We start from the raw sequence: 24,611 nt of genomic DNA on the forward strand, positions 1-24,611 counted from the left end.
CAGGAGTAAAGCTGCCGTCGCCGACAGCGTCAACGTTCGAGCCGCATCACATGCCGGCGCGAGCCGGCCATGCCGATCTCGTGAAATCCGCGGGCCACGAACATCTCTCGAAAGCCCATGAAACGGTAACTCGGTGATGCCTGATCGACCGGATAGGCCTCGATGGTCCTGGCGCCTTTGGCGAAGGCGTGATCGATGGCTGCGTCGAGCAGGGCGCTTGCCAGTCCAAGGCCGCGCGACGCCCTCGGCACATAGAAGCAGACGATCGACCATACACCCGCCTCGCTGTCGTCCTGCGCCTGCGACAGCTTGCGATAGGTCTCGCGTGGCGCCACGGAGCACCAGCCGACGGTGTTGCCTTCGGCATGGGCAACGATACCGACCGGCGTGCCGGCTTCGATGAGCGCCATCATGGCCCGTCTCCGCTCATCGTTGGACGCGTGCTCGCGGTTTTCGAGGTGGCGCCAGGCCATGCACCAGCAATATTTCGGGCCGCCCGCCTGCTCGAACAGGTTTTCGAAATCGGCGCGCGTCGATCGCGTCACCTCAGTAAAGCGGATTTGGCTCCGGTCAGCCTTTCTTGGCGAGCCGCTCGAGCGTCTTGGCATCGGAAAGCTCCCGTGCAGCGTCCTTGCCGATCCAGCGCGCCGTCTTGTCGGTCGATCCGGCCAGCTTCTGTGCCAGGGCAAGGGCAGCGCCGTGCAAATTCAGCGACCGCTTGCCGATAGAGCGAAGCGCCCAGTTCACTGCCTTCTTCACAAAATTACGGGCATCGCTGGCGTGCGCTTCGATGATCGGCAGGAAGTCGAGGAAGGTCGTCTCTGGCTCCTTCTTCCGGTGGACGACCGACCAGGCCATCATGGCAAAGGCCGTGCGTCGAACGAACTCGCGTTCGTCGGCCGCGAACTCTTATATCAGCTCCTTCCAGCAATCCGTATCGACAAAGAGATCGGAGACGCCGTCGACGATATCCCACGAGTCGAAAGTCGCCGCCCATCGTCTTGCATCCGCAGCAGAAAACCGCTTCGGATCGGCTGTGACGGAAGCGATGAACTGCGCTTCCATGATGCCCGACTCCCATAGTTCGAAGGCACGCTCATGGTTGCGCTTGATTTTCTTGGCAATCTGCCTCTGCACGCCATGCGAGATTCCGAGCGCACGTTCGATCTTGATGCCGTAGCGCAGCATGCCAAGGCGGTTCTCCTGCGAGCCGATCGAGCGCAGATGGGCGACAATCTCCTCGGCGCTGGATTGAGGCGAAAGCTCGGCCACGACAAAACCTACTTCTCCAATCGCGCCAGCAGCGAAGACGTGTCCCAGCGTTTGCCGCCCATGCCCTGCACATCCTTGTAGAACTGGTCGACAAGTGCCGTCACCGGCAGCTTGGCGCCGTTGCGGTCGGCCTCCGCCAGGCAGATGCCGAGATCCTTGCGCATCCAGTCGACGGCGAATCCGAAATCATATTTGCCGGCATTCATCGTCTTGTGGCGGTTCTCCATCTGCCATGAGCCGGCCGCGCCCTTGGAGATCACCTCGATGACCTTTTCGATGTCGAGCCCAGCCTTCTTTCCGAAATGAATACCTTCGGCCAGCCCTTGGACAAGGCCGGCAATGCAGATCTGGTTGATCATCTTGGTGAGTTGGCCCGAGCCGGCCGGGCCCATCAGCCCGACCATGCGGGCATAGGCATCGATGACAGGCTTCGCCTGCTCGAAGGCTTTCTGTTCGCCGCCGACCATGACGGTCAGGATGCCGTTTTCGGCGCCGGCCTGACCGCCGGAGACCGGTGCGTCGAGGAACGAAAAACCGCGAACTTGCGCCTTCTCCGCCAGTTCGCGCGCGACTTCAGCCGAGGCCGTGGTGTTGTCGATGAAGATGGCTCCCTTCTTCATCGACTGGAACGCACCCTCGGCTCCAATCGTCACCGCGCGCAAATCATCGTCATTGCCAACGCAGCAAAAGACAAAGTCCTTGCCGTCGGCGGCCTCAGCCGGCGTGTTGGCAACACCGCCGCCATACTGGGCAACCCATTGCTCGGCCTTTGCTTTGGTGCGGTTGTAGACGGTAACGTCGTGGCCGCCCTTGTTCCTGAGATGTCCGGCCATTGGATAGCCCATGACGCCAAGACCGAGAAATGCCACCGATGCCATGTTTTCGAATCCCTTCAATCCTGTTTTCCGGCCTTCTTAGCGGATCAGGCAAAGCGATGGGAGTCAGCGTTGCAGATGGATCGTAATGCGCCGTTCGATCCATTCGACTACGTGGCGCAGCGTTTCGACAATGATCAGATAGATGATCGCCGCCCAGACATAGGACTGGAAGTCGAAAGTCCGCGAATAGGTAAGCTTCGTGATGCCCATCAGATCATAGACGGTGATGAGGGCTACGATGGCCGAGCCCTTGATCATTAGGATGATCTCGTTGCCGTAGGGGCGCAGCGCCACGATCAATGCCTGTGGCAGGATGATCTTGCGCAGTGTTTGCAATTTGTGCAGGCCAAGCGAGGCAGCGCCTTCCCACTGGCCCCTGGGCACGCTCTCGATTGCGCCGCGCAGGATCTCAGCCTGATAGGCTGCTGTATTGAGTGTGAACGAGAAAATGGCGCAGTACCAAGCTTCGCGAAAAAAGCCCCACAGGCCGACAGCTTCAAGTGCCGGTCGAAACGAACCCACTCCATAGTAGATAAGAAAGACTTGGGTCAAAAGCGGAGTGCCGCGGAAGAAGTAGACGTAAGCGTAGGCAAAGCTGGACAGGGTCCGGTTCCTGGACATCCGCGCGTACGCGACAGGAACTGAAAGAACGGCTCCCAATACGATCGACACAGCGACAAGCGTGAGGGTCACTCCCAGGCCAGAGATGTAGCCCGGGGCGTATTTTTGGAAGAGTTCGGAATTCCAAGCCTCGACCAAGTATACAATCATGCCGATGCCGAGCACGATCCAGAGACCGACCAACGCATATCCCAATACACGTTGCCGGGACCAGCCGCGCGGGATTGCCGGCGGTTTTTCGACCTTGGTCGCCACGTCGGCCGCTGCCGCACTCATCGTTGCACCTGTTGTCGGCCAACCCTGCGTTCAATGGCATTGATGCCGAAAGACGATATGATGGCGAGGAGCAGATAGATAAGGGCCGCAAATCCATAGAAAAGGAAGGCGTGCTTGGTCACGCGGGCAGCAACACCGGTCTGCCGCAGAATATCGGCAAGGCCAATCGCCGAAACTAACGCAGTGTCCTTGAGCAAGATAAGCCACAGATTGGCAAGACCCGGCAGGGCGATGCGGATAAGCTGCGGCAGCACCACCAGTCGCATCGTCTGCCCGCCCGACAGGCCAACCGAATAGCCGCCCTCATACTGTCCCTTCGGGATGGCGCGGAATGCCGAGAGGAAGACCTCGCTGGCGTAGGATGAGAAGACGACGCCGAGCGCGATCATGCCGGAAACAAAAGCATTCACTTCGACCGCGGCGGTCGGGTCATACAGGCGCATCAATTGCTGGATGCCGATTTGCGCGCCGTAAAAGATCATGAACAGGGTCAGCAGCTCAGGCAATCCACGAAAGATCGTGGTGTAGATATTGCCGGCCAGCCGCAGCGACGGTTCGTTGGATTGCTTGGCCAGTGCGACCAGAAAGCCGATCATCAGACCGACAGGCAGGGTCGCGGCTGCAAGCAAAACGGTGATGAAGACACCATAGGCGATGTCGTCGAGCCAGCCTTCGGGTCCCCAACTGAGCAGCGTCCAAACGCTTTGCATCCGCCTGCCTGTTCTCCTCTATGCTTTTTTTGAGAGCGCGGCGTCAGCCCCTGGCGCGCCGCGCCTTGCGCAAACGGCGGGGATGTCCCGCCGTTCGCCGTCAACCCGGAAGGATCAGGACTCGCCGCCGTAGACGTCGTACTTGAAGTACTTGTCGTTGATTTCCTTGTACTTTCCGTTGGCGCGGATGGCGTCGATCGCCTTATTGAACTGATTGACCAACGCGGTATCGCCCTTGCGTACCGCGATGCCGGCGCCCGGACCATGGATCTCGATGTCGGGCGTGATCGCGCCGATCAGCTTGCAGCAGGCGCCGTCCGGCGTGGCAAGCCAGCCTTCGATGACAGTGATGTCGTCGTTGACCGCATCGACGCGGCCATTGGCGAGATCGAGCTGGTATTCCTGCGCGGTCGGGTACGGCTTGATTGTGCTGTCGGCATAAGTCTTGGTTGAATAATTGAAGTGGGTGGTGGACGCCTGCACGCCGATCGTCTTGCCGGCCAGGTCCTCTTTGGTCACGCCTTTGATATCGCTGTCCTTGGGCGCGGCGATGGCCGGCGGCGTGTTGTAGTATTTGTTGGTGAAGTCGACCTTCTCGGCACGCTCCGGCGTAATCGACATCGAGGCGACGATGGCGTCGAACTTGCCGGCCTGAAGCGCCGGGATGATGCCGTCCCAATCCTGCGCGACGAAAGTGCACGTCACCTTCATCTCCTCGCAAAGCGCCTTGGCGATATCGATGTCGAAGCCCACGAGCTGGCCATCAGCGGTCAGGTTGTTGAACGGCGGATAGGCTCCCTCCGAGCCGATCCTCAAGGTTTTCTCTTGAGCCTGGGCAACGCCCAATGTCAGCAGCGCCGCCGATGCGGCGAGCGCTATACGCAGTGCAGTACGCATGATAGTCCTCTCTGTATGTCCCCGGCCGTCGTTCTAAACGGCTCTGTGGGCGGTTCTGTTGACCGCCCGCTGGCGCGATACTCCCATTCTTTCCCAAGAAAAAGCAACTGTAAAACCGTTGCTTGCGGGTTTCGCATTGCCGGACAATGCTGACGTTGCGGCAGGTATAGCAACGGGAAGACAGGGGGCGGCTGATCCTTCTTCGGCAGTACCCTCAGCGCGCCAAACCTGTCGCGCGCTCGATGAAGTCGGCTATCGATCTGGTGTCGTCGAGATCGAAGACGGGCAGGCTTTCGTCGGCTATGGTGAAGTCGGCGGCGATGGCGACGATGTGCGGATCATTTGCCGAAAGCGGTGCCTGGTCCTTGGCCTCCAGCCGCCGCGTCTCGATCTTGCTGTGCGCCTCGCGCTTGTAGCCTTCGACCAGCACGATGTCGGCGGTGCCGAGCCGCGACAGGATCGCATCGAGCGTCGGCTCGTCCTCGCTGCGTAATTCGTGCATCAGCGCCCAGCGCCTGTCCGACACGATGGCGACTTCAGTGGCCCCGGCCTGCCTATGGCGAAAACTGTCCGCCCCCGGTTTGTCGATGTCGAAGGCATGATGGGCGTGTTTTACCGTCGAGACTTTCCAGCCACGCCGGACGAGTTCGGCGACCAGCTTTTCGGTCAGTGTCGTCTTGCCGGAATTCTTCCAGCCGGTGATACCGAAGACGCGTCTCATCATGGCTTCATGCTCTGCAACAGACCCTCGACACGGACAAGGTCACTCGTGGCGAATGGCAAGCCTATATGCCGTCCGGCGCCATATCAGGTCCAGCGCTTTCGGCGGCTGTCTTGCGCCGGCCGACGATCCGTTCGCGGTAAAGTGCGTAGAGGCCGGAGCAGACGATGATGCTGGCGCCGAGGATCATCGGCAGGTCAGGAACGTCGCCGAAGATGAACAGGCCAAGCAGGATCGACCAGAGCAGGGCCGTGTAGCGGAACGGCGCGATGAACGAGATGTCGCCCACCCGCATCGCCATGATGATGAACTGGTAACCGATGACCACGAGCACTGCCGCCAATGCCAGGAACGCCGTGCTTTCCCCCGTCATCGGTGTCCATCCGCCCATCGGCAAAAGCAGCGCCGCGCCGAGCACGGTCATGGCGACTGCCGTGGTGGTCGACACCAGCAATGTCGGAATGGCTTGCGGTATCCGCTTGGTGGCGAGGTCACGCACCGCACAACAGGCGACACAGGCCAGTGCCAGCAGCGAATAGATGCTGAACCCCTCGAAGCCGGGCCGCACGATGATCAGCACGCCGGCAAAGCCGATGGCGATGGCCAGCCAGCGCCGCCAGCCGACGCCTTCCTTGAACACAAGTGCTGCGCCCATCGTCACCGCCAGCGGCAGCGCCTGCAGCACGGCCGAGACATTGGCAATCGGCAGATGGGCAAGGGCGATGAGAAACGACGCGGTAGCGCCGGCTTCGCCGATCACGCGTATCGCCACCATCGGCTGCAGCATCGAGCCGGGCAGGGCAAGCGCACCGCGTTGCCAGGCAAGCAGGCCTACGAAAAGCGAAGCGAAGGCGCCGCGGATCAGCATGACCTGCGCCATGTTCATGGATTCCGACGCGACTTTGGTGATCGCGTCGTTGAGGGTGAAACCACTCATCGCCACCACCATGAACAGTGCACCGCGAAGATTTGGGGAAAAAAGCAAAGGCGTTACCACTGTGGTCCTGCATCAAGCCTCTACCAGCCGGCGGCAAGACAGCAACGTCAAAGGGCTGGTCCACGGCCTCGGAGGCTCGTTACAACCTCCTCGCAAGAGCGGCAGGATTTATTTCGGCGGTGCGACCAGGAAGATCAGCCGCCGGTCACGCTCATGTGCCGCGATACCGACGGACGGTTGGTGCGGCGGTCGATGATGAAATCATGGCCCTTCGGCTTGCGGCCAATGGCTTCGTCGATGGCGTCGGCGACCAGTTCGTTGCCTTCGGATGCACGCAACGGTGCGCGCAGGTCGGCGGCATCTTCCTGGCCGAGGCACATATAGAGCGTGCCGGTGCAGGTCAGCCGGACGCGGTTGCAGCTTTCGCAGAAATTATGCGTCATCGGCGTGATGAAGCCGAGCCTGCCACCGGTCTCGGCGACGTGGACGTAGCGGGCCGGGCCACCGGTCTTGTAGGGGATGTCGGTCAGCGTGAACTGCCGCTCGAGTGCTGCGCGCAGCAGCGACAGCGGCAGATACTGGTCGGTGCGGTCGGCGTCGATCTCGCCCATCGGCATGGTTTCGATGACCGTCAACTCCATGCCGCGGCCGTGCGCCCAACGCAGCATCTCGGGCAGCTCGGCGTCGTTGAAATCCTTCAGCGCCACCGCATTGAGCTTCACCTTCAGCCCCGCTGCCTGCGCGGCGTCGATGCCGTCCATGACCTTGTCGAGATTGCCCCAGCGGGTAATCTGGCGGAATCTTTCCGGGTCCAGCGTGTCCAGCGAGACGTTGATGCGCTTGACCCCGCAATCGGCGAGTTCAGCGGCAAAGCGCGAAAGCTGCGAGCCGTTGGTGGTCAGCGTCAGTTCTTCCAGAGCGCCGCTTTCGAGATGACGCGAAATCTGACGCACCAGATGCATGATGTTCTTGCGCACCAGCGGCTCGCCGCCGGTAAGACGCAGTTTCCTGACTCCCTTTTCAATGAAAACCGTGCATAGCCGGTCGAGCTCTTCCAGCGACAGCAAATCCTTCTTGGGAAGGAAAGCCATGTCCTCGGCCATGCAATAGGTGCAGCGGAAGTCGCAGCGGTCGGTGACCGAAACGCGCAGATAGCTGATCGTGCGACCAAAAGGATCGATCATGTCCATGCTGGTGCGTTTCCCGTGGCTGCGAACGGCTTCGTTATATATGGCTATGTGATACGATCCAACCAACCATTCAAGTCAAGAAGTTCCGATTCCTAAAGCGCGTCGCGTTCGACCGGCCTCATACGACGTGCTTTAGGTTGTTGTTTTATGCATCTCGTTATCGCAAAAACCGCTGCACAATTTTGCGCGACATGCATTAGGCAACATCACACCGCCGACAGATCGTGTCGGAAGTTTCGAAGCGGCCTTTTCCCGCTGCGCGAAGCGGCGTAGGGAAAGGACAGATGATGTGGAACCTATCACCATGACGGCGCCGAAGGAACTCAGGGTCTCGAAGGACCGCAGGCTGCTTACCGTAACGTTCCCTGGCCATCAGCCGTTCGAGCTGCCGGCGGAGCTGCTGCGGGTTGCCTCGCCATCGGCCGAAGTGCAGGGCCATTCGCCCGAACAGCGCGTGACCGTTCCCGGCAAGCGCAACGTTGCGTTCCTGAAGATCGAACCGGTCGGCAACTATGCCGTCCGCATCACCTTCGACGATTTCCACGATACCGGCATCTTCACCTGGAATTACCTGCATACGCTGGGTCATGAGAAGGACGCACGCTGGGCCGCCTATCTCGCCGAGCTGGAAGAGAAGGGGCTAAGCCGCGATCGTTGAATGGTTCGGGCGGGACGCTCCGGTCAACGCAGGATCGCCAGTATTTCGCTGGTGTCGTAATAAAACGGCGTGCCTTCGATCAGCCGGTCATCCTTGAAGCGCAAGACTTCGGCAAATGGCTGTTTGATGGTTGCACCATTGGCCCGCGATGTCAGCGCAAGTGTGCAGCTCATGAATACCATGTCATCGTTTTGGGCGGCCTGAAGGCTTTCCACGGTCACGTCGCTCCAGATTTCCCGCATCTTGCGAAAAAGGGCGCCAACGCCGTCGAGGCCATTCCAGTCGCCGGCATAGGGCAGGGACTGCGGCTCATGCACGACAACTTCCGCGTGAAACGCGCTGGCAAGGATATCGAGGCTCTCCGACCCTGATTGCAGGAAGCGCATCTCAGCCTCGAACATATTTTCGAGAAGTTCCAAGGCGGTACGTCGCCGATCGAAGGGTTTATCCATTTTCCGTCTCCGTTTCAGGATCGTGCTATCAACGTGGCTTACCCCTTAATATTGGGGGATCGACACCCGTTTCCAGACGGTCGAAATGAGGTGCAGCACGTGTCGTCAAGACGTCACGGAATTGGAGTAGCGGCTGCGGATACTCGGAGGCGAAAACATGTCCGTCATCACCACGGTCGAGCAGCTCGAAGCGCTCTATGGCCTGCCCGGCGAGACCTCGATGGTCAAGGAACTCGACCATGTGATCCCCGAATACGCCGCCTTCATCGAGGCCTCGGCTTTTGCCGCGCTCGCGACCAGCGGGCCGGAAGGCCTGGATTGCTCGCCGCGCGGCGATCTCGCCGGCTTCGTCCGCATCCATGATCCGAAAACCCTGATGATGCCGGACCGGCGCGGCAACAACCGTGCCGATTCGCTAAAAAACATCATTCGCGATCCGCGCGTCGGCCTGTTGTTCCTGGTCCCAGGCTGCGGCACGACGCTGCGCGTCAACGGCCGCGCCCACATCACCACGGATGCGGCGCTGTGCGCCTCGTTCAGCGTCGACGGCCGACCGGCGCGTTCGGTCACGGTCATCCATGTCGATTCGGTCTATTTCCAGTGCGCCCGCGCCATTGTCCGATCGGAACTGTGGAACCCGGCGAGGCATGTCGACCCGAAGTCGCTGCCGACACCCGGAAAAATCCTGGAAATAACCAGCCGGAAAGGCATCGACGGCGAGGCTTACGACAGGGAATGGCCGGAGCGCGCGAAAAAGTCGATGTGGTGAGCGGGTCGCTCCGCGAGCGCCATCCTTTGTTTGAGCATCGGATTTTCCCAAAACCGATATCCACCCCGGGGCGGGCTCGAGGGCGGGCTTTTGGGTCCGATGCTCCAGTCATGCTTCCTTGAGCACGTCGGCAATCTTTTGCATCTGCTCGCCGATCATGTCGCATTGCTCCGGCGTCGACTGGCTCATCGCTTTCTCGATCAGCGCCATGTGGACCTTCAGCGCCTGCATCAGCAGTTCCGTGCCGGCTTCGGTCAGGGTCAGGCGCAGCACGCGCTTGTCCTTCTGATCGCCTTCGCGGCGCAGCAGGCCGCGTGTCTCGAGTTGCGGCAAAAGCATGGTGATGTTGGAACGGCCGACCAGCAGCCGGCGGGCGAGATCGTGCTGCGACATGCCGGGATGGCGGTAAAGGTTCATCAGCACGTCGAGCTGCGCCGGCTTCAGGTCCAGCGGCGCGAGCTTCACTGCCAGCGTGCGTTCCAGCGCATGGCAGGCGCGCGCCACCGCGACCCAGTTGCGAAAACGCGGGTTGTCCCAGGGCAGCTCTTGTTTAATGTTCATGTTTGAACTATTATGTTCATGCTTGAACGAATGGATGGATCGCCACTATGGCATCATTTGGATTGAAGGTCATCCGGGGCGTGTTTGCCGCCGCCGAACATGTGGCTCCCCGCCTGACCGGTCGCGCGGCATTCGAACTGTTCTGCCGCACGCCGAACGCCAAAATCCTCAGCGACGGCGAGCGGCGCGCCGTCGACCGCGCCGCCGGCTTCATGGCCGAGGCGCGCCATCATCGGCTGAAGACCAAAAACGGCTGCGTCATGGTGCATGAATTCAGGCCAGAGCCGGGCAGGCGGGCCGCCGGCACGGTGCTCGTCATCCATGGCTGGCGTTCGCGCACCGAATATATGCGCACGCTGATCGAAGCCTATCGAGACGCCGGCTACAAAGTTGTCTCGCTCGACCTGCCGGGCCACGGCCAGTCGCAGGGCCGCCGGCTCACATTGGTCAGCGCTGTAGAGGCCGCCCGACTCGCTGGCGAATGGTTCGGCCCGTTCGTGGCGGTCGTCGGCCATTCCTTCGGCGGTGCCGTCGCCGCCAATGCCGTCGTCGGTTCGGTCAAGGACGTTCCGCCGCTGGCGGCCGAGCGGCTGGTGCTGATCGCGGCACCGAGCTCGCTGCCGGAGATCTTCAACGATTTCAGCCGCATGCTCAGTGTCGGCCCACGCTCGCAGGCCGCCATGGCCGACCGGGTCGAACGCATCGCCGGCCGGCCGCTGCACGAATTCACCGGCGACCGCCAGCTTGCCGGCACGCCGGTGCCAACGCTGGTCATCCATGCGCCGGACGACCGCGAAGTGTCCGCCGACCATGCAAGGCTCTATGCCGGCGCCGGCGACCATGTGCGGCTTTACTGGGCCGACGGGCTCGGCCACCGCCGCATCCTCGCCGACAAGGGCGTGGTCGAGCGTGCGGTCGGCTTCGTTGCCGAACACCGGGAGCCGGTATCGCTGCATTAAACAGCGACGGCTTCGACCTGCGTGTAGAGATCGACCGCTTCGAGGAAGAGCGCTTCCTTGCAGCCGAATGCTGCTTAGAGGCTGGTTGAGCTGGCTCCCATCGCCGCGGCGCCATCGCCCGACCTGAGCGCTATTTGCTGGAACCGGAGCGGACCCAATTCGCTTCGGTTGCCACCGTTGTGAAACTGTTCTGCAACAGACCTCCTGAAATTTATGAAAGCTTAACGAAATCAGTATGAATCGGTGTAGTCGCGCCCTACATCCATGATGCGGTGGGCGAGACCGTCAAGCGATGCGGAACGGAGCCGGTTGCAGCCGGAGCGGGTGATCCCATGAAATTCCTCGGAAACAAAGCAACCGTGATGCCGCTTGCGGCGGTCGCGGCAATGCTGGCCTTCGGCGTGCCGCAGGCAGACGCGCAAGGGTTTTTCGAGAGGCTCTTCGGCGGTGGTGTCAGGCATTCGCCGCGAGCTGATTTCCCCCTGCCGCCATCAAGGCAGAGGCCGAAATACAAGCCATATGCAGCAGCGCCCGCTGCCTCTCGGATCCGCGGCCCGTCCTATTACACCTACAAGAGCGATCCGCTCGTGCGCGTCGACTTCTCGACGCTGACGGCAGCGCCGGAGCCGGCAATGCCACAAGACGCCGCATTCCAGCCTTCTTCCGCCACCGGCGCGGCCTTCCGCGAAGCGATTGCCGGACTGAACGATTACGAGCTCTACGCCGAGAAAGACATCGCCAAGGCGCTCGTCGCCTATTACGCGGCCAATCCGGATTTCATCTGGGTGACGGGAGCCAATGCCAACAGCCGCGCGCAAGATGCGGTGCGGGTGCTTGGCGAGACGACGAGCTATGGCCTCACGCCGGCCGACTATACGGTTGAAGTGCCTGCCGCCGGCGCATCGACCGGCAGCGCCGATGCGCGGTTGAAGGAACTTGTCCGCTTCGAGATGGCGCTGTCAGCGCGCGTCTTGCGCTATGTCCACGACGCGCAAAGCGGCCGCGTCGATCCCAATCGCATCACCGGCTACTATGATTTCCCGGTCAAGCCGCTCGACATGGAAGGCGTGCTGAAAACGCTGACACGCACCCAGCAAGTGCGCACCTATCTCGAATCGCGGCATCCGCAGAACGCCGAATATCAGGCGCTGCGCGTCGAACTGGAATCACTCCAGGCCAGCGCCGACGACGAGATCGTCGTCGATCCCAAGCTGTTGCTGAAGCCGGGGGAGACCAGCCCCGAACTACCGAAGCTTCTGACGAAGATAGCGCGCAATCTCGACGACGAGACGGGCGGCGCCTATGGCGAGATATTGGCCAGGCTCGCCACCAGCGAGGTCTATGCCCCGGAACTGGTGCCGGTCATCAAGGCGGTGCAGAAAAAGGCTGGCATGAAGGGCGACGGCGTCATCGGTCCGCGCACCGTCGCGGCGCTGGTCGGGACGTCCAAGGCCGACAAGATTCAAAAGGTGCATGTCGCGCTGGAAGAGTTGCGCTGGCTGCCATCCGATCTCGGCAGCCCGCGTGTCTTCATCAACCAGCCGGCCTTTACCGCGAGCTACATCGAGAATGGCGAGGAGAAGCTGAAGACCCGCGTCGTCATCGGCAAGACCACCAACCAGACTTCCTTCTTCTACGATCAGCTCGAGCAGGTCGACTTCCACCCCTATTGGGGCGTGCCGCAGTCGATCCTCGTCAACGAGATGCTGCCCCGGCTGCGCAGGGATCCCGGCTATCTCGACCGCGCAGGCTACGAAGTGGTCAACGCGCGCGGCAAACGCATTCCCTCCTCCTCGGTCAATTGGGGCGCCTATGGCGCGAAGATACCTTATGGCGTGCGCCAGCTGCCGAGCGAGGCCAATGCGCTGGGCGAACTGAAGATCCTGTTCCCCAACAAGCACGCCATCTACATGCACGACACGCCGCAAAAGACGTTTTTCGAGCGTGACATGCGCGCGCTCAGCCATGGCTGCGTTCGCCTGCAGGATCCGCGCGGCATGGCGGCGGCCGTGCTCGGCACCTCGGTCGATGACATCGCGGAGAAGCTGAAGCACGGACATGCGACGGAGAAGGTAGCGCGCAGGATCCCGGTCTATGTCGCCTATTTCACCGCCTGGCCTGATATGTCCGGCAAAGTCGAATATTTCAGCGACGTCTACGACCGCGACACGCGGCTGCAGCAGGCGCTCGACAGCACGCAAGCAGTGCGCTCGCCGGCGATCTGAGGACGCTAACGCGGGGGAGAGCGGGCGCCCGACCCGGCCGCGCCGCCATCAGTGTCGCCGACCTGGGCACCTATTGCCTGGAGTGGCGATCTATTTGGGCTCGGCTGTTACCGGATCGTAGGTGATTTCGACCTTCGCCTTGTCGGTCGTGTAATAAGTAACGGTGTAGGCACCGCTGTCCCAGGCGACCTCGTCGACGTAGCGGAAGTCGTCGCGCTGCTCGACCTTGGCGATTATTTCCGACAGTTTCCTGGCATTCTGCGGCGGCAACGGACTTCCGTCTGCGGCAAGGGCCGGTTCACCGAAAAAGAGAACTACGACGCCTGTCGCCAAAACAAGTCTGAACATGGCTTTCCCTCACTTCTCGCAAAAGTAGAAACTCGCGGCCATGCAGGTTTGTTCCGGGCAGGTTTGTTTCGGGTTCCGGAACGGACACCCGCGAAATTGGCAGACGCATCTTGTTGTCGTTGCTCATGCTAATGCGTCTGCAACTCACCTTCGTCGGGGAAGAGGTGGGCCAAGGCCGTGTCGAACGTGAGCTCCAGAGCGTCACCCGGTTCAAAGACCTTGTCTTCATTGAAGGCCGCAATGAGTTCGCTGTTATCGCGAAGGGTCAGGTCGACGACCGTCTCGCTGCCCAATCGCTCGGCATGTGCCACGATGCCATGCAGCAAGCCTTTTCCAGATTGCACCGGCCGCAGGTACTGCGGACGGACACCCAGGATGGCCTTGCCGTCTTTCCGGAAGGCGCGCCTTCTGGTCGCTACCCTGATCGGCTCCAGGGATTGGTTGCCAACCATTGCCGCTTCGCCATCGAGGGCGAGGACGTCGACGTTCAGGAAATTCATCGACGGGGCTCCCAGAAAGCCGGCTACGAACCTGTTGGCCGGCTCGTGATAGAGCTCCATCGGCGCTCCGATCTGCATGACTTGACCGTCCTTCAGCACGACGATCCTGTCAGCCAGCGTCATCGCCTCGACCTGGTCGTGGGTGACATAGATCATCGTTGTGCCCAGTTGCCTGCGCAGCCGGCCGATTTCCATGCGCATGTCCATGCGCAGTGCGGCGTCGAGGTTGGAGAGCGGCTCGTCAAACAGGAATACGGCCGGTTTCCGGGTGATTGCGCGCCCGATGGCGACGCGCTGGCGCTGGCCGCCCGAAAGCTGACTTGGCCGGCGGTCGAGCAAATGTTCCATTTGCAGGATGCGTGCGGCCTCGGCCACCTTCTGCTGCTTTTCCTGCCTGGAAGCGCCCGCGATCGTAAGGCCCAACGCGATATTCTCGCGCACGGTCATGTGCGGAAAGATGGCATAGCTCTGGAACACCATCGCAACACCGCGTTGCTTGGGCTGCAGCTGGTTGACCACCCGGCCTCCGATCTCGAGGGTGCCTTCGGTTATGTCCTCGAGTCCGGCGATCATGCGCAGCAAGGTGGACTTCCCGCAGCCCGACGGTCCAACAAAGACGACGAACTCGCCGTCGTTGATGTGGATATCGACGCCTTTGATGATTTCGACGCGACCGAAGGATTTCTTGACGCCCTTGAGTGAGACCTCAGCCATGAGCGATGGCTCCCGTTTCCTGATTCATGTGCGGCAATTCGGGGTCTCCGATCGATTGGTCGGCCTTGAGGAATGGGGCTGACCGGCCGTCCCAGATCCACTGGCGTTTGAGCGCGAGAGCCATGCAGTCAGCCCTTCACGCCGGTCGAGGCGATCGACGCGATGAAGGCGCGCTGCAGCAACAGGTAGAAGACCAGCACCGGGACGGTGATAAGGGTGAGATAAGCCATGACTTCGCCCCAGGCGACGTTGAGTTGAAAGAAGTAGCCGAGGCCGACCATGACCGGGCGATAGCCTTCCTGCTGCACCACGATCAGCGGCCAGAGATATTGGTTGTACATGACGAGGAATTTCAGGATGGCGGCAGTCGCCAGTACCGGCCCTGAAAGCGGCATGACGACGCGATAGTAGACCTGCCACCAATTCGCGCCCTCCACCCGGCTTGCTTCAATCAGTTCGCCCGGCAGCCCTTTGAAATACTGCACGAACAGGAAGATCGTCAGTCCGTCGGCGATCCACGGGATGATCTGCACCCGGTAGGTATTGAGCCAGCCCCAATGCAGCCCATCAAGCCCAATCCAGGGCAGTTTCGAGACCAGGAGCAGGAGCGGGATAGCGATGGTCTCGAAAGGGATGATCAGCGTCGCGATGACGATCGAGAGCAGGACATCGCGCCCCTTCCACCGCAGGAAAGCAAAGGAGAACGCGGCCAGCGAACAGATCAGCAGCGAGAGAAGGACGGTCACCCCGGTGACCAGAACCGAGTTTAGGACGAACAGGCCGACAGGCGCCCGCCGAAACGCACCGAAATAGTTGTTGAGGCTGATGTCCCCGACGGGCAGGAATGCACGCAGGCTGGAAGTGTCCGCGAGAAGCTGACTGTCCGGCTTGAAGCTCGAGTTGATCATGAACACGAGCGGAAAGACGAAGATCAGCGCGATCAGGCACAGCACCAGATAGCGGACGAACAGCCTGAGGCCGTAATTGTCGGGATCGAAGGCCATCCTAACGCTCCCGTGTCAGCCAGCGCTGGATGAGTGAGATCGCCAGCACGATCGCGAACAGGATGACCGAGATGGTCGAGCCGCCGGAGATGTCCTGCTTGCCGTAGCCGCGCTCGACCGCCTGGAAGACGAGGGTCTGGGTGCTGTCGAGCGGACCGCCATTGGTCATCACGTCGATCTGGGCGAAAAGCGCGAAGCCCTGCATGGTGATCACGACAAGGACAAGCACGGCGGTGTTGCGCAGGCCCGGCCAGGTGACATAGCGGAAGGTCTGCCATCTCGAAGCCCCCTCGATGGCGGCGGCCTCGTAGAGCGTGGGGCTGATCGTCTGCAACCCCGCCAGCCAGATGACCATGTGGAAGCCGACGGCCTGCCAGATCGACATGGCCATGACTGCGGACAGCGCCGTCGAGGGATTGCCGAGCCAGTCGACGGGCTGGAAGAGGCCGAAGGTGAGGGCCTGGAGGATGCTGTTCAACAGCCCGTTCTGGCCGTCATAGATGAACCGCCAGAGGAGCGAGACCACGACGATGGAGACCACCACCGGCATGAAGTAGATGGTCCGGAACAGGTTGATGCCCCTGACCTTGTGGTTGATCAGCAAAGCAAGCATCAGCGCGAGGCTGCCCTGTACCGGCGCCACGACCAAAACGAACAGGAAGGTGTTTACCAGCGCCTTCATGAACACAACGTCGTTGGCGATGACGACCATGACGTTCTCGCCGGACTGCCAGCGAAACCACTCGCGCATGCCGCGATACTGAGGATAGTCGTCGCTACGGGTGATCTCGCGCAGGCGGGGATACTGGATTTCGCCGGCCTCGTTTCGGATCACTTCGCCAGCATCGTTGCGCTCTGGCTCGAGGGTCACCACCGCAAGGCCGAGGAGCTGCCGATAGTTTTCCAACCCGACGAACTGGGTGGGGTTTGGTGACAGCAGCCGCTGATTTGTCAATGACAGCCCGATCGCGAAGAAAAACGGCAGCACGATGAATGTGAAGATGAGTGCGAAGCCCGGCAGGACGAATGTCCAGCCCGCCCGGTTCGACAGGGTCAGTTTCGACGCCATCCGCGGTATCCGCCCAGCAAGCCAGAGAGGGTGGAGTCCGCGGCTGGCGAGGACCCCGGCGCGACAGAACTAGCGGTGACCGTAGCCACCATTGCTTTCGATGTCGGCGTCGATCTCGTCGACCGCCGCGTCAAGCGTGTCGGCCACGTCGGCGCCATTGGCGATATCGGCCAGTGCCTTGGTGAAGACCTTGGCCTGGACCACGTAGCCCGGGGTGACCGGGCGCACCAGGGCTTGTGCTTTGGAAAGGTCGAAGAACACCGCGAGCGGGCCGCCATCCTTGTAGTTCTTCGTCATCTGCGCCGCCGACGGCGTCGGCGGGATCAGGCCGATGCCGTCGGAGAAGGCGGCCAGGTACTTGTCCTGCGCGGCGAACTTGATGAACTCGGCAGCGCCTTCCGGATGTTTTGACTTGGCCGACACGCCGAATTGCCAAGATCCCGCGCCGATCTTGTTGCCGGCGCCGAAATCGGGGGCTGGAAGGAAGACAACGTCATCCACGGCTTCCATCGTTGCCACCGCGCGCCAGTTGCCGTTCCACTGGAAGGCGAACTTGCCGCCGATGAAACCGGTCTGCTGATCGGCCGGGTCCTCGCTGGTGCCCGGCGCATAGCCTCCGGTAAACAGCGCTTGCCACCATTTGCCGAACGCCTGCGCAGCCTCGCCGTTCAGCGCGCCTTCCGCCGTCTTGTAGGTCGAACGGTCGACGATGTCGCCGCCGAAGCTCTGCAGGAACGGCGAGAAGGCGTAGGAGTACCACTCGGCCTGGTCGTTCATGCCGAGATCAAGGGCGAATTCATACTTGCCGGAGGCCTTAGCGGCATCGAGCGCGGCCATGAATTCCTCGCGCGACCAGGGCTTGTCGAGGGTCGGGGTGCGCAAGCCCAGCGCGTCCAGCGTGGATTGGCGTGCGAAAAGCGCCACCGCCGCGTCCCACAGACCGACCGAATAGAGCTTGCCGTCCCACACGCCCTTGGTGCCGGGCAGGAAGTCGGCGAACTCGCTCTCGTCGATCGGCAGCGGCTGCAGATAGGCGGCCCAGGCCCAATTGGGCATGACCGGCCCGTCCACATCCAGGATGTCGGGCAGGTTGCCCGCGAGGGCCGCCGCCGCGACGGAATCGTTGTAGCTCTTCTCGGGAAAGCTCTCGATGGTCACCGTGCAGTCGGACTGGCTGGTGTTGAAGTCGGAAATGATCTGGTTGAGGATTCGCGACTCCACCTCATTGCCGGCGCCGTGATACCACATGGTCAACTTGGTCTGCGCCAGCGCGGGTGCACACAGACAGGTCGACGCGATCACCACACCGGTGAGGTGTTTTGTCAGTTTCATCTGATATTCCTCCCTTTTGACTTTAAGGACGCTGGCTGGATCCAAGGCGAGGCCGCCAGGACAGCGGGCCGGGAAGCCAGCGCTCAGTTTCGGGTCGGCCGCTACGGGCCCTTGATGGGGTCCAGCAATGTTCGCGGAAGCCGGACGCATTTGCAATTGCGCAGTTTTACTAATCGAGCAGGAGGTCGACGGCGATTTCCCCTCGTCAGTTCCCGGGCCACTGAGATAGCAGTTCACCTAGGACGATTTTATCGTCCGTCAACTTTCTCCCGGCCGCGTTCAATGTGCAGCTTGAGCGATTCCAAGGGTAACGAGCGCCTTGTGATGTGTCCCCGGCTGCCTGGCGAGTCGTATGACCAAGTCATGGCAAACCTGGCGATGAGGCGGAAGTTCGAAGCGTAGGCGGCTCCGAAGCGGATGGTAACTTTGTACGGGAAGCGGGTATTGGTGGGCGATGCAGGGATTGAACCTGCGACCCCACCCGTGTGAAGGGTGTGCTCTCCCGCTGAGCTAATCGCCCGCTCGTTGCCCGAAGGCCAAGCGCGCCGCGATATAAGGGAGGCCGGCCGGGGAAGTCAAGGCGATGTGCTGGCGTTCCGACGAACACCGAATGCAACCACGCCGGGAGCGGTCCGGTCGCCGTCGCGCTCAGTGCCCGGCAGCGGCAATCAGGCGTTCGGCCAGACCAAGCGTCAGCGCATCGAAATGCGAGATCACCGCCGACGGTTCGAATTCGCGCACATGGCGGTCGGTGTAGCCGAAATCCACCGCCACCACGGGAATGCCGGCCGCCTTCGCCGTATCGATGTCGGTCTGCGAATCACCGACCATCAGCGCGCGGTGCGGATCGCCGCCGGCGAGCACGATGGTTTCGGTCAGATGGCGCGGGTCGGGCTTGCGGAACGTAAACGTGTCCTGACCGCAAATCGCCGCGAAATGCTTCGCCAGGCCGAGCGCCTCGATCAGCGCCACCGAGTTGGCTTCGTATTTGTTCGTGCAGACGGCCAGGAGATAGCCGGCTGCCTCGAATCGCGCGATCGCCTCGACGACGCCGGGGTAGGGGCGCGATTTGCCCGGAATGTTGTCGGTGTAATGATCGAGGAACAGTTTTAGCAATCGGTCGTGTTCCTCCACCACCAGCGATCTCTGCTGCGCGGCGTGCGCGCGCTCGATCATCACCCGGCCGCCATGGCCGACGAAGCGCTTGAAGCCAGCCTCATCGACGGCAGCGAGTTCGCTGGCGGCAAGGCTGTGGTTGAGGCTGTCGAGCAGGTCCGGCGCTGTGTCGACCAGCGTCCCGTCGAGGTCGAACACGATGATCGGTCGGGTCATGGCCTGTCCTGTGACGATTGCGCTGCCGGCAGGCGATAGCCGCTGCAGCCCATCCAGGCAAGCCGTGCCTGGTCAATCCACAGGGCAAAGTCTTTGACCGGACGGGCAAAGATGCTAGGAGCGCCGAAACAAGCGAAATCCGGGGCAAAGCATGGATGCGAGGCAACTGAAGGTCGAGGCCGCGTGGGCGGCACTTGCCCATGTCAGCGATGGCATGCGGCTTGGCATCGGCACCGGCTCGACGGCCGACGAGTTCGTGCGGCTGCTCGCCGAAAAGGTCGCCACCGGCCTTACCATTATCGGCGTGCCGACCTCGGAGCGCACCGCTATCCTCTGCGGCGAGCTTGGCGTGCCACTGTCGACGCTGGAAGAAACGCCCGAGCTCGACCTTACCATCGACGGCGCCGACGAGATCGATCCGGAGCTGACATTGATCAAGGGCGGCGGCGGTGCGCTGCTTCGCGAAAAGATCGTGGCGGCGGCTTCCGCCCGCATGATCGTCATCGCCGACCGTTCGAAGATGGTCGAGACGCTCGGCCGTTTTCCACTGCCGATCGAGGTCAACCCGTTCGGCCTGCGTGCCACGGAAATCGCCGTCGCCGCGGCAGCCGGAAGGCTCGGCCTTTCCGGCCCCGTCACATTGAGGATGACGGGAAGCCAGCCTTTTGTTACAGACGGCGGCCATTTTATCCTCGATGCATCTTTTGGCCGCATTCCGGATACAAGAGCGCTTTCGAATGCTCTCCATGCCATTCCGGGCGTGGTCGAGCATGGTCTTTTCATCGGGCTGGCATCAGCGGCCATCATAGCCGGCGACGGCGTCCAAACCGTCCATGCCGCCCGAAAACCAGGGAGTTCTATCGATCATGATGTTGCATAACCGGGTTCGCCGTTTTTCTGCAATTCTGGCAGCTTCAGCCGTCTTTGCGTTTTCATCGCCGGCGTTCTCGCAGGACGTCAGCGAAGGGCATCTTAAGGCAGCCCGCGCCGCAGTCGCGGCGATCGACGCGACGGACCCGTTCGACAACATCCTGCCGCAGGCCGCCGCCGCGCTTCAGCAGCAGCTTATCCAAAAGAACCCGGACATGCAGGAGCTGATCGGCAGAACGGTTAGCGAAAAGGCTCTGGCGCTGGCCTCGCGCCGCGCCGATCTCGAGAAGGAAGCGGCCCTGGCCTATGCCAAGGTATTTTCCGAAAAAGAGCTTACCGAAATCGCCGCTTTCTACAATTCCGATACCGGCAAGAAACTGCTCGACAGCGGCCAGGCCGTGACGCGTGAGCTGCTCAAGGCCGCCGAGATATGGCAGAACGGCCTCGCTCGCGATCTCGCCCAGCAGGTCGGCGAAACGCTGGCCGCGGCGGCAAAGGCCACAGCACCGTCAAATGCCGCGGCTCCTGCTGATGGCACGCAGCCGGAAGCACCGAAGAACTGAGCCTGTTTCCGGCGGCGTCATCGCTGCTGGACCGGAAAGCCCGCCTCCGTTGCGCGTCCGACAGGATGCGCTGCGTCCGGGCTTTTCTTTTGGTGGTTTGCAGCCTACCTGTCTCGGACATTTTTGAAGGGCAAGGAGCTGCGCCATGGCCGTCTATGACTACGATCTTTTCGTCATCGGCGGCGGCTCCGGCGGGGTGAGGGCGGCGCGCGTGGCGGCGGCACTCGGCAAGCGCGTCGGCATTGCCGAGGAATACCGCTATGGCGGCACCTGCGTCATCCGCGGCTGCGTGCCAAAAAAGCTCTATGTCTATGCCTCGCAATTTCCCGAGCACTTTGCCGACGCCGCCGGTTACGGCTGGACCGTGCCGCAGGCGAGCTTCGACTGGCAGAGACTGGTTGCCAACAAGGATCGCGAGATCAGCCGGCTGGAAGCCATCTACAGGAAAAATGTGCAAGGCGCCGGCGGCGAGACGTTTCAGTCACGCGCCATGCTGGTCGATCCGCATGCGGTGCATCTTCTCGGTGAGGACCGCACCGTCACCGCCGACCAGATTCTCATCGCCACCGGCGGCCGCCCGGCACCGCACCCGGCTCTGCCCGGCCATGAGCATTGTATCTTTTCCAACGAAGCCTTCGATCTCAAGGAATTGCCTGACGCGATCATGATCGAGGGCGGCGGCTATATTGCCGTCGAGTTCGCCAACATCTTTCACGGCCTCGGCGTCGACACAACGCTGGTCTATCGCGGCAAGGAGATCCTCTCCCGCTTCGACATGGATCTCAGGCGCATGCTGCACGAGACGATGGAAAAGAAGGGGATAAAAATCCTCTGCCATGCCGTGTCCGAATGGGTCAGGAAGCGTCCCGACGGGCGCCTCGACGCTGTCGTCACCGGCGGCAAGGTGCTGACGGTCGATCAGGTCATGCTCGCCATCGGCCGTCTGCCCAATACCGAAAACATGGGGATTGAGGGGGTCGGCATCGAGATGACCAGGACCGGCGCTATCCATGTGGACCAATATTCGCGCACCAGCATCGACAACATCTGGGCGATCGGCGACGTCACCAACCGCGTGCAACTGACGCCGGTGGCGATCCATGAGGCGATGTGTTTCGTCGAGACCGCCTTCAAGGGCAACCTGACCGCGCCCGACCATGAAACGATCGCCACAGCGGTGTTCTCGCAGCCCGAGATCGGCACGGTCGGCCTGTCGGAAGACGAGGCCATAAAGCGTTTTTCCGACGTCGAGGTCTACCGCGCCACCTTCCGGCCGATGCGCAACACTCTGTCGGGCCGCGACGAAAAGATGCTGATGAAGCTGGTGGTCGACGGCGCCTCGAAAAAGGTGCTCGGCGCCCATATCCTCGGGCCTGATGCCGGCGAGATGGCGCAGCTTCTCGGCATTCCGCTGAAGGCCGGGCTGACCAAGGATGACTTCGATCGCACGATGGCCGTGCACCCAACCGCGGCGGAAGAACTCGTCACCATGTACAAGCCGACCTACCGGGTGAGGGACGGCGAGCGCGCCTGACGTTTTGCCCGTATCGTCACCAATGGTGCATCTATGCACCAAGGCAATGGTGCAGCGCCACTCGACCGCAGATCACCAATCCGATGCGACACTGTGCAACGATATTCTGTTCGCCGCTATTTCTGCCTGATGCGGCGAGGGAAGCGCAGCCATCTTTCCTCGACCGGCCTTGTTTCCTCGACTGGCCTGGGGTGCGCGAGGATGGTGGTGAGCTCGACCGGCAGGCTCGGCGCCAGCGGCTTTTTGGTCGCGACGCCGTCCGCGATGGCAACGATGCTGTGGTAGAATTCGGCGCCTGAAAGCGACCTTGGCGGCACGGCCTCGTGCATGATCGAGATCACCATGACATCTGGACAATTGTCCTTGATCGCTTGATGGAAGGCAATCTTCCCTTCCGGATCGAGCGCCCCGGTCGCTTCGTCGAGGAACAGCAGCCCCGGCTGCTGCAGCACGATACGAGCGACAACCAGCTTCTGTTTCTGGCCGCCCGAAAGCACCTGGTCCCAGCTCATTCCGTCACGGCTTTCATCGGCCATGTGTTCGATGAAATCGCCAAGGCCGGCTTTGTGCAGAGCCGATGCAACCTGCGTGTCGGTGTGATCGCGCTCTGAACCGGGCAGGCAGACCAGTTGCTTCAGCGAGACCTGCTGCAGCTTGACCTCCTGGGCGGCATAGAAACTTTCGACCCCTTCCGGGAAGACGATGGAGCCGCGGCCATAGGGCCACAGGCCGTTGATCGCCTTGATCAGCGATGTCTTGCCGCAGCCGGATTCGCCCTTCAGGAACGTCCACTCGCCACGCCGGAAGCGCAAATTCGCAGCACTCAGGAAGGGGGTGGCGTCCTCGCCCTGGTGGGCCAGCTCGAGTTTCTGGATGGTCAAGCCGAAAACCGGGTTCTGACGGTCGTAGCGGAAATCGGAACAGCCGGTGAGACTGTAGAATTCCTGCGGGTGTTGGACGTTTTCGATCGCGTTGGCGAGTTCGGTCACGCGTTGGCTGTTGGCGCGCAGCGCCGCAATGGAAGGCATGACATGGATGAACCACGAACATTGACCGATGAGCGAGTTGACCATCTCGGAGCCGGTTATGTAGCCCTTGAGGTCGAAACGGTTGTGGATGTAGGGCACCAGGCCCGGCGCATAGGCGACAATGCGGGCGCCGATGAAAGTGTAGACCAACTCGAAAGAACGATAGCTGGTGTTGACGATGTTCAGCCTTGCCCAGGTACGGTCGATGTCGACATAAAGCCGGTCGTGCATCGTCTTTTGCACATTCTCGCCCTGGGAGGCGGCGACGTGGAAACTGCGGCGCAGGAACGTGGTCAGTTCGCCGCGATAACTGCCTTCGGATTGCTGCATCCGGATGTTGAGCCGTTCCAGCAACCTGCCGAGCTTCACCGCGATCCAGGTGTTCAGCGGCACGTAAATGGCGACCGCCAGGAAAGCCAGGACCGCGCTGCCATAGCTGCCGAGGAACTCCAGCCCTTTCACCTCTGCCGAGGTTTCAAGCAGTTTCTGGCCGACGAAAAAAAGCGATGTGGCGACAGCCATGACCCCCATGGCGAGGCCGATGGCTCCGCCGGTCATGTCCTTGATCGATTCCTGGACGCGCTGGTCGATGTTGTCGGGAGCAGCAGCGCCGGAGGAACCGTGCTGAGCATGGAAATGCGTGTGATTGGTGTCGAGAAGCGCTGCGTTGAAACGGCTGTCCAGCCAAGCGCGCCATTTGCGATGCAGCGTCGCGGAAACAAAAGTGCGGATGCCGGTAAAGCCCGCGTCCTTGAGCACGACCAGAAGGATGAGCACGCCGGCGTTGGTGAGCAGCGATGCGAGCGGCGTGGTGTTCGCGGCGTCGTGGTAGAAGGCGATCGAGTTGACCAGTTCCCCGGATGCTTCGGCGAACCAGACGCCAGCCTTGCTGGAGAGCGCGGTAAACAGGGCGATGACCAGCGTCAGCGTCCAGGCCTCCACCCAGCGGTCCGAGAACCAGTAGGCCCGCATCAGTCCCCAGAAGCTGCGCATCGAGGAAACCGGTGTCAGGAGCGGCGGCCTTGCGGCACCGCGGAGCCATTTTTCCGATATTGAATGTCGCCCTGGTCTACCGACCCGAATCACAATCCCGCCCAACCCTCTTTTAGTTTTGTTACAGACAGTAACACCAATTGATCATTTTCCATTATCTTTTCTCGGGCTGTCGAGGATTGAACCCCTGGCCGTTGC

24 protein-coding genes, 1 tRNA gene and 1 pseudogene are annotated in these 24,611 nt (G+C 61.5%); 7 read left to right on the forward strand and 19 right to left on the reverse strand.

Annotated elements, in window-relative coordinates:
• Window positions 1–29: 29 nt before the first annotated feature.
• From AC0L3O_RS24615 to moaA, 9 genes and pseudogenes are all read right to left on the reverse strand, one after another.
• Window positions 30–608 (reverse strand): GNAT family N-acetyltransferase, encoded by a 579-nt coding sequence (locus AC0L3O_RS24615; RefSeq protein ID WP_473616866.1) that lies wholly within the window; start codon window positions 606–608, stop codon window positions 30–32.
• Window positions 571–1,272: pseudogene (locus AC0L3O_RS24620) on the reverse strand (DNA alkylation repair protein). Before AC0L3O_RS24620 ends, AC0L3O_RS24615 begins: the two are co-directional and overlap by 38 nt.
• Before the next feature lie 8 nt (window positions 1,273–1,280).
• Window positions 1,281–2,150, reverse strand: coding sequence for an NAD(P)-dependent oxidoreductase (locus AC0L3O_RS24625; protein ID WP_473616907.1), 870 nt, complete (start codon window positions 2,148–2,150; stop codon window positions 1,281–1,283).
• A gap of 63 nt (window positions 2,151–2,213) precedes the next feature.
• Complete coding sequence (locus AC0L3O_RS24630) at window positions 2,214–3,047, reverse strand: ABC transporter permease (protein WP_287241947.1); 834 nt, start codon at window positions 3,045–3,047, stop codon at window positions 2,214–2,216.
• A complete protein-coding gene (locus AC0L3O_RS24635; protein ID WP_023801867.1) occupies window positions 3,044–3,757 on the reverse strand; it encodes an ABC transporter permease in 714 nt (237 codons plus the stop codon). The genes AC0L3O_RS24630 and AC0L3O_RS24635 overlap by 4 nt, the downstream gene beginning before the upstream one ends.
• A gap of 114 nt (window positions 3,758–3,871) precedes the next feature.
• Complete coding sequence (locus tag AC0L3O_RS24640; RefSeq protein WP_023801866.1) at window positions 3,872–4,654, reverse strand: ABC transporter substrate-binding protein; 783 nt, start codon at window positions 4,652–4,654, stop codon at window positions 3,872–3,874.
• A 214-nt stretch (window positions 4,655–4,868) separates the two neighbouring features.
• The gene (mobB, locus tag AC0L3O_RS24645) at window positions 4,869–5,378 is read right to left on the reverse strand and encodes a molybdopterin-guanine dinucleotide biosynthesis protein B (RefSeq protein WP_128169521.1); all 510 of its coding nucleotides are present in this window, start codon (window positions 5,376–5,378) and stop codon (window positions 4,869–4,871) included.
• Between the two features lie 61 nt (window positions 5,379–5,439).
• Complete coding sequence (locus AC0L3O_RS24650; RefSeq protein ID WP_287241942.1) at window positions 5,440–6,360, reverse strand: DMT family transporter; 921 nt, start codon at window positions 6,358–6,360, stop codon at window positions 5,440–5,442.
• A 146-nt stretch (window positions 6,361–6,506) separates the two neighbouring features.
• Complete coding sequence (gene moaA / locus AC0L3O_RS24655; RefSeq protein WP_031256000.1) at window positions 6,507–7,502, reverse strand: GTP 3',8-cyclase MoaA; 996 nt, start codon at window positions 7,500–7,502, stop codon at window positions 6,507–6,509.
• A gap of 304 nt (window positions 7,503–7,806) precedes the next feature.
• Here moaA and AC0L3O_RS24660 point away from each other — a divergent pair, with 304 nt between their 5' ends.
• Window positions 7,807–8,160 carry a gamma-butyrobetaine hydroxylase family protein gene (locus tag AC0L3O_RS24660; protein ID WP_473616908.1) on the forward strand — a complete coding sequence of 118 codons (354 nt, stop codon included), beginning with the start codon at window positions 7,807–7,809 and terminating at the stop codon, window positions 8,158–8,160.
• Window positions 8,161–8,183: 23 nt separating this feature from the next.
• Here the strand turns inward: AC0L3O_RS24660 and AC0L3O_RS24665 are convergent, their stop codons facing one another.
• Window positions 8,184–8,546 (reverse strand): nuclear transport factor 2 family protein, encoded by a 363-nt coding sequence (locus AC0L3O_RS24665; RefSeq protein ID WP_287227961.1) that lies wholly within the window; start codon window positions 8,544–8,546, stop codon window positions 8,184–8,186.
• Between the two features lie 223 nt (window positions 8,547–8,769).
• Between AC0L3O_RS24665 and AC0L3O_RS24670 the strand changes: the two genes are divergently transcribed.
• Complete coding sequence (locus AC0L3O_RS24670) at window positions 8,770–9,381, forward strand: pyridoxamine 5'-phosphate oxidase family protein (RefSeq protein ID WP_287241934.1); 612 nt, start codon at window positions 8,770–8,772, stop codon at window positions 9,379–9,381.
• 108 nt (window positions 9,382–9,489) lie between these two features.
• On the opposite strand, the gene AC0L3O_RS24675 is transcribed toward AC0L3O_RS24670, so the two are convergent.
• Window positions 9,490–9,942 (reverse strand): MarR family winged helix-turn-helix transcriptional regulator, encoded by a 453-nt coding sequence (locus AC0L3O_RS24675; RefSeq protein ID WP_023801859.1) that lies wholly within the window; start codon window positions 9,940–9,942, stop codon window positions 9,490–9,492.
• 47 nt (window positions 9,943–9,989) lie between these two features.
• On the opposite strand from AC0L3O_RS24675, the gene AC0L3O_RS24680 reads away from it, so the two are divergent.
• Window positions 9,990–10,901, forward strand: a complete 912-nt coding sequence (locus tag AC0L3O_RS24680) for an alpha/beta hydrolase (protein ID WP_023801858.1) — start codon at window positions 9,990–9,992, stop codon at window positions 10,899–10,901.
• A gap of 332 nt (window positions 10,902–11,233) precedes the next feature.
• Window positions 11,234–13,126 carry a L,D-transpeptidase family protein gene (locus AC0L3O_RS24685; RefSeq protein ID WP_473616867.1) on the forward strand — a complete coding sequence of 631 codons (1,893 nt, stop codon included), beginning with the start codon at window positions 11,234–11,236 and terminating at the stop codon, window positions 13,124–13,126.
• A gap of 90 nt (window positions 13,127–13,216) precedes the next feature.
• Here the strand turns inward: AC0L3O_RS24685 and AC0L3O_RS24690 are convergent, their stop codons facing one another.
• The 7 genes from AC0L3O_RS24690 to AC0L3O_RS24720 form a co-directional block, all read right to left on the reverse strand.
• Entirely contained in the window at window positions 13,217–13,474 is a 258-nt protein-coding gene (locus AC0L3O_RS24690) for a PepSY domain-containing protein (protein WP_027151749.1), read from the reverse strand.
• A 128-nt stretch (window positions 13,475–13,602) separates the two neighbouring features.
• Window positions 13,603–14,688: an ABC transporter ATP-binding protein gene (locus AC0L3O_RS24695; protein WP_473616869.1), complete on the reverse strand. Its 1,086-nt coding sequence runs from the start codon at window positions 14,686–14,688 to the stop codon at window positions 13,603–13,605.
• A gap of 128 nt (window positions 14,689–14,816) precedes the next feature.
• Window positions 14,817–15,692 (reverse strand): carbohydrate ABC transporter permease, encoded by an 876-nt coding sequence (locus AC0L3O_RS24700; RefSeq protein WP_128172529.1) that lies wholly within the window; start codon window positions 15,690–15,692, stop codon window positions 14,817–14,819.
• Window position 15,693: 1 nt separating this feature from the next.
• Complete coding sequence (locus AC0L3O_RS24705) at window positions 15,694–16,761, reverse strand: carbohydrate ABC transporter permease (protein ID WP_473536553.1); 1,068 nt, start codon at window positions 16,759–16,761, stop codon at window positions 15,694–15,696.
• Between the two features lie 69 nt (window positions 16,762–16,830).
• On the reverse strand, window positions 16,831–18,093 hold the full coding sequence (locus tag AC0L3O_RS24710; RefSeq protein ID WP_473616870.1) for an ABC transporter substrate-binding protein: 1,263 nt from the start codon (window positions 18,091–18,093) through the stop codon (window positions 16,831–16,833).
• 445 nt (window positions 18,094–18,538) lie between these two features.
• Window positions 18,539–18,613, reverse strand: a tRNA-Val gene (locus tag AC0L3O_RS24715).
• A gap of 128 nt (window positions 18,614–18,741) precedes the next feature.
• Window positions 18,742–19,425 (reverse strand): phosphoglycolate phosphatase, encoded by a 684-nt coding sequence (locus AC0L3O_RS24720; protein ID WP_419693241.1) that lies wholly within the window; start codon window positions 19,423–19,425, stop codon window positions 18,742–18,744.
• 151 nt (window positions 19,426–19,576) lie between these two features.
• Between AC0L3O_RS24720 and rpiA the strand changes: the two genes are divergently transcribed.
• The 3 genes from rpiA to gor all read left to right on the forward strand — a co-directional run bounded on the left by rpiA (window position 19,577) and on the right by gor (window position 22,392).
• The gene (rpiA, locus tag AC0L3O_RS24725; protein ID WP_473616872.1) at window positions 19,577–20,305 is read left to right on the forward strand and encodes a ribose-5-phosphate isomerase RpiA; all 729 of its coding nucleotides are present in this window, start codon (window positions 19,577–19,579) and stop codon (window positions 20,303–20,305) included.
• Window positions 20,292–20,858 (forward strand): DUF2059 domain-containing protein, encoded by a 567-nt coding sequence (locus AC0L3O_RS24730; RefSeq protein ID WP_023801849.1) that lies wholly within the window; start codon window positions 20,292–20,294, stop codon window positions 20,856–20,858. Before rpiA ends, AC0L3O_RS24730 begins: the two co-directional genes overlap by 14 nt.
• A gap of 145 nt (window positions 20,859–21,003) precedes the next feature.
• A complete protein-coding gene (gor, locus tag AC0L3O_RS24735; protein ID WP_473616873.1) occupies window positions 21,004–22,392 on the forward strand; it encodes a glutathione-disulfide reductase in 1,389 nt (462 codons plus the stop codon).
• A gap of 116 nt (window positions 22,393–22,508) precedes the next feature.
• Here the strand turns inward: gor and AC0L3O_RS24740 are convergent, their stop codons facing one another.
• Window positions 22,509–24,413: an ABC transporter ATP-binding protein/permease gene (locus AC0L3O_RS24740; RefSeq protein ID WP_473616875.1), complete on the reverse strand. Its 1,905-nt coding sequence runs from the start codon at window positions 24,411–24,413 to the stop codon at window positions 22,509–22,511.
• Between the last annotated feature and the right edge of the window lie 198 nt (window positions 24,414–24,611).

Source organism: Mesorhizobium sp. WSM4810 (genome assembly GCF_055811235.1).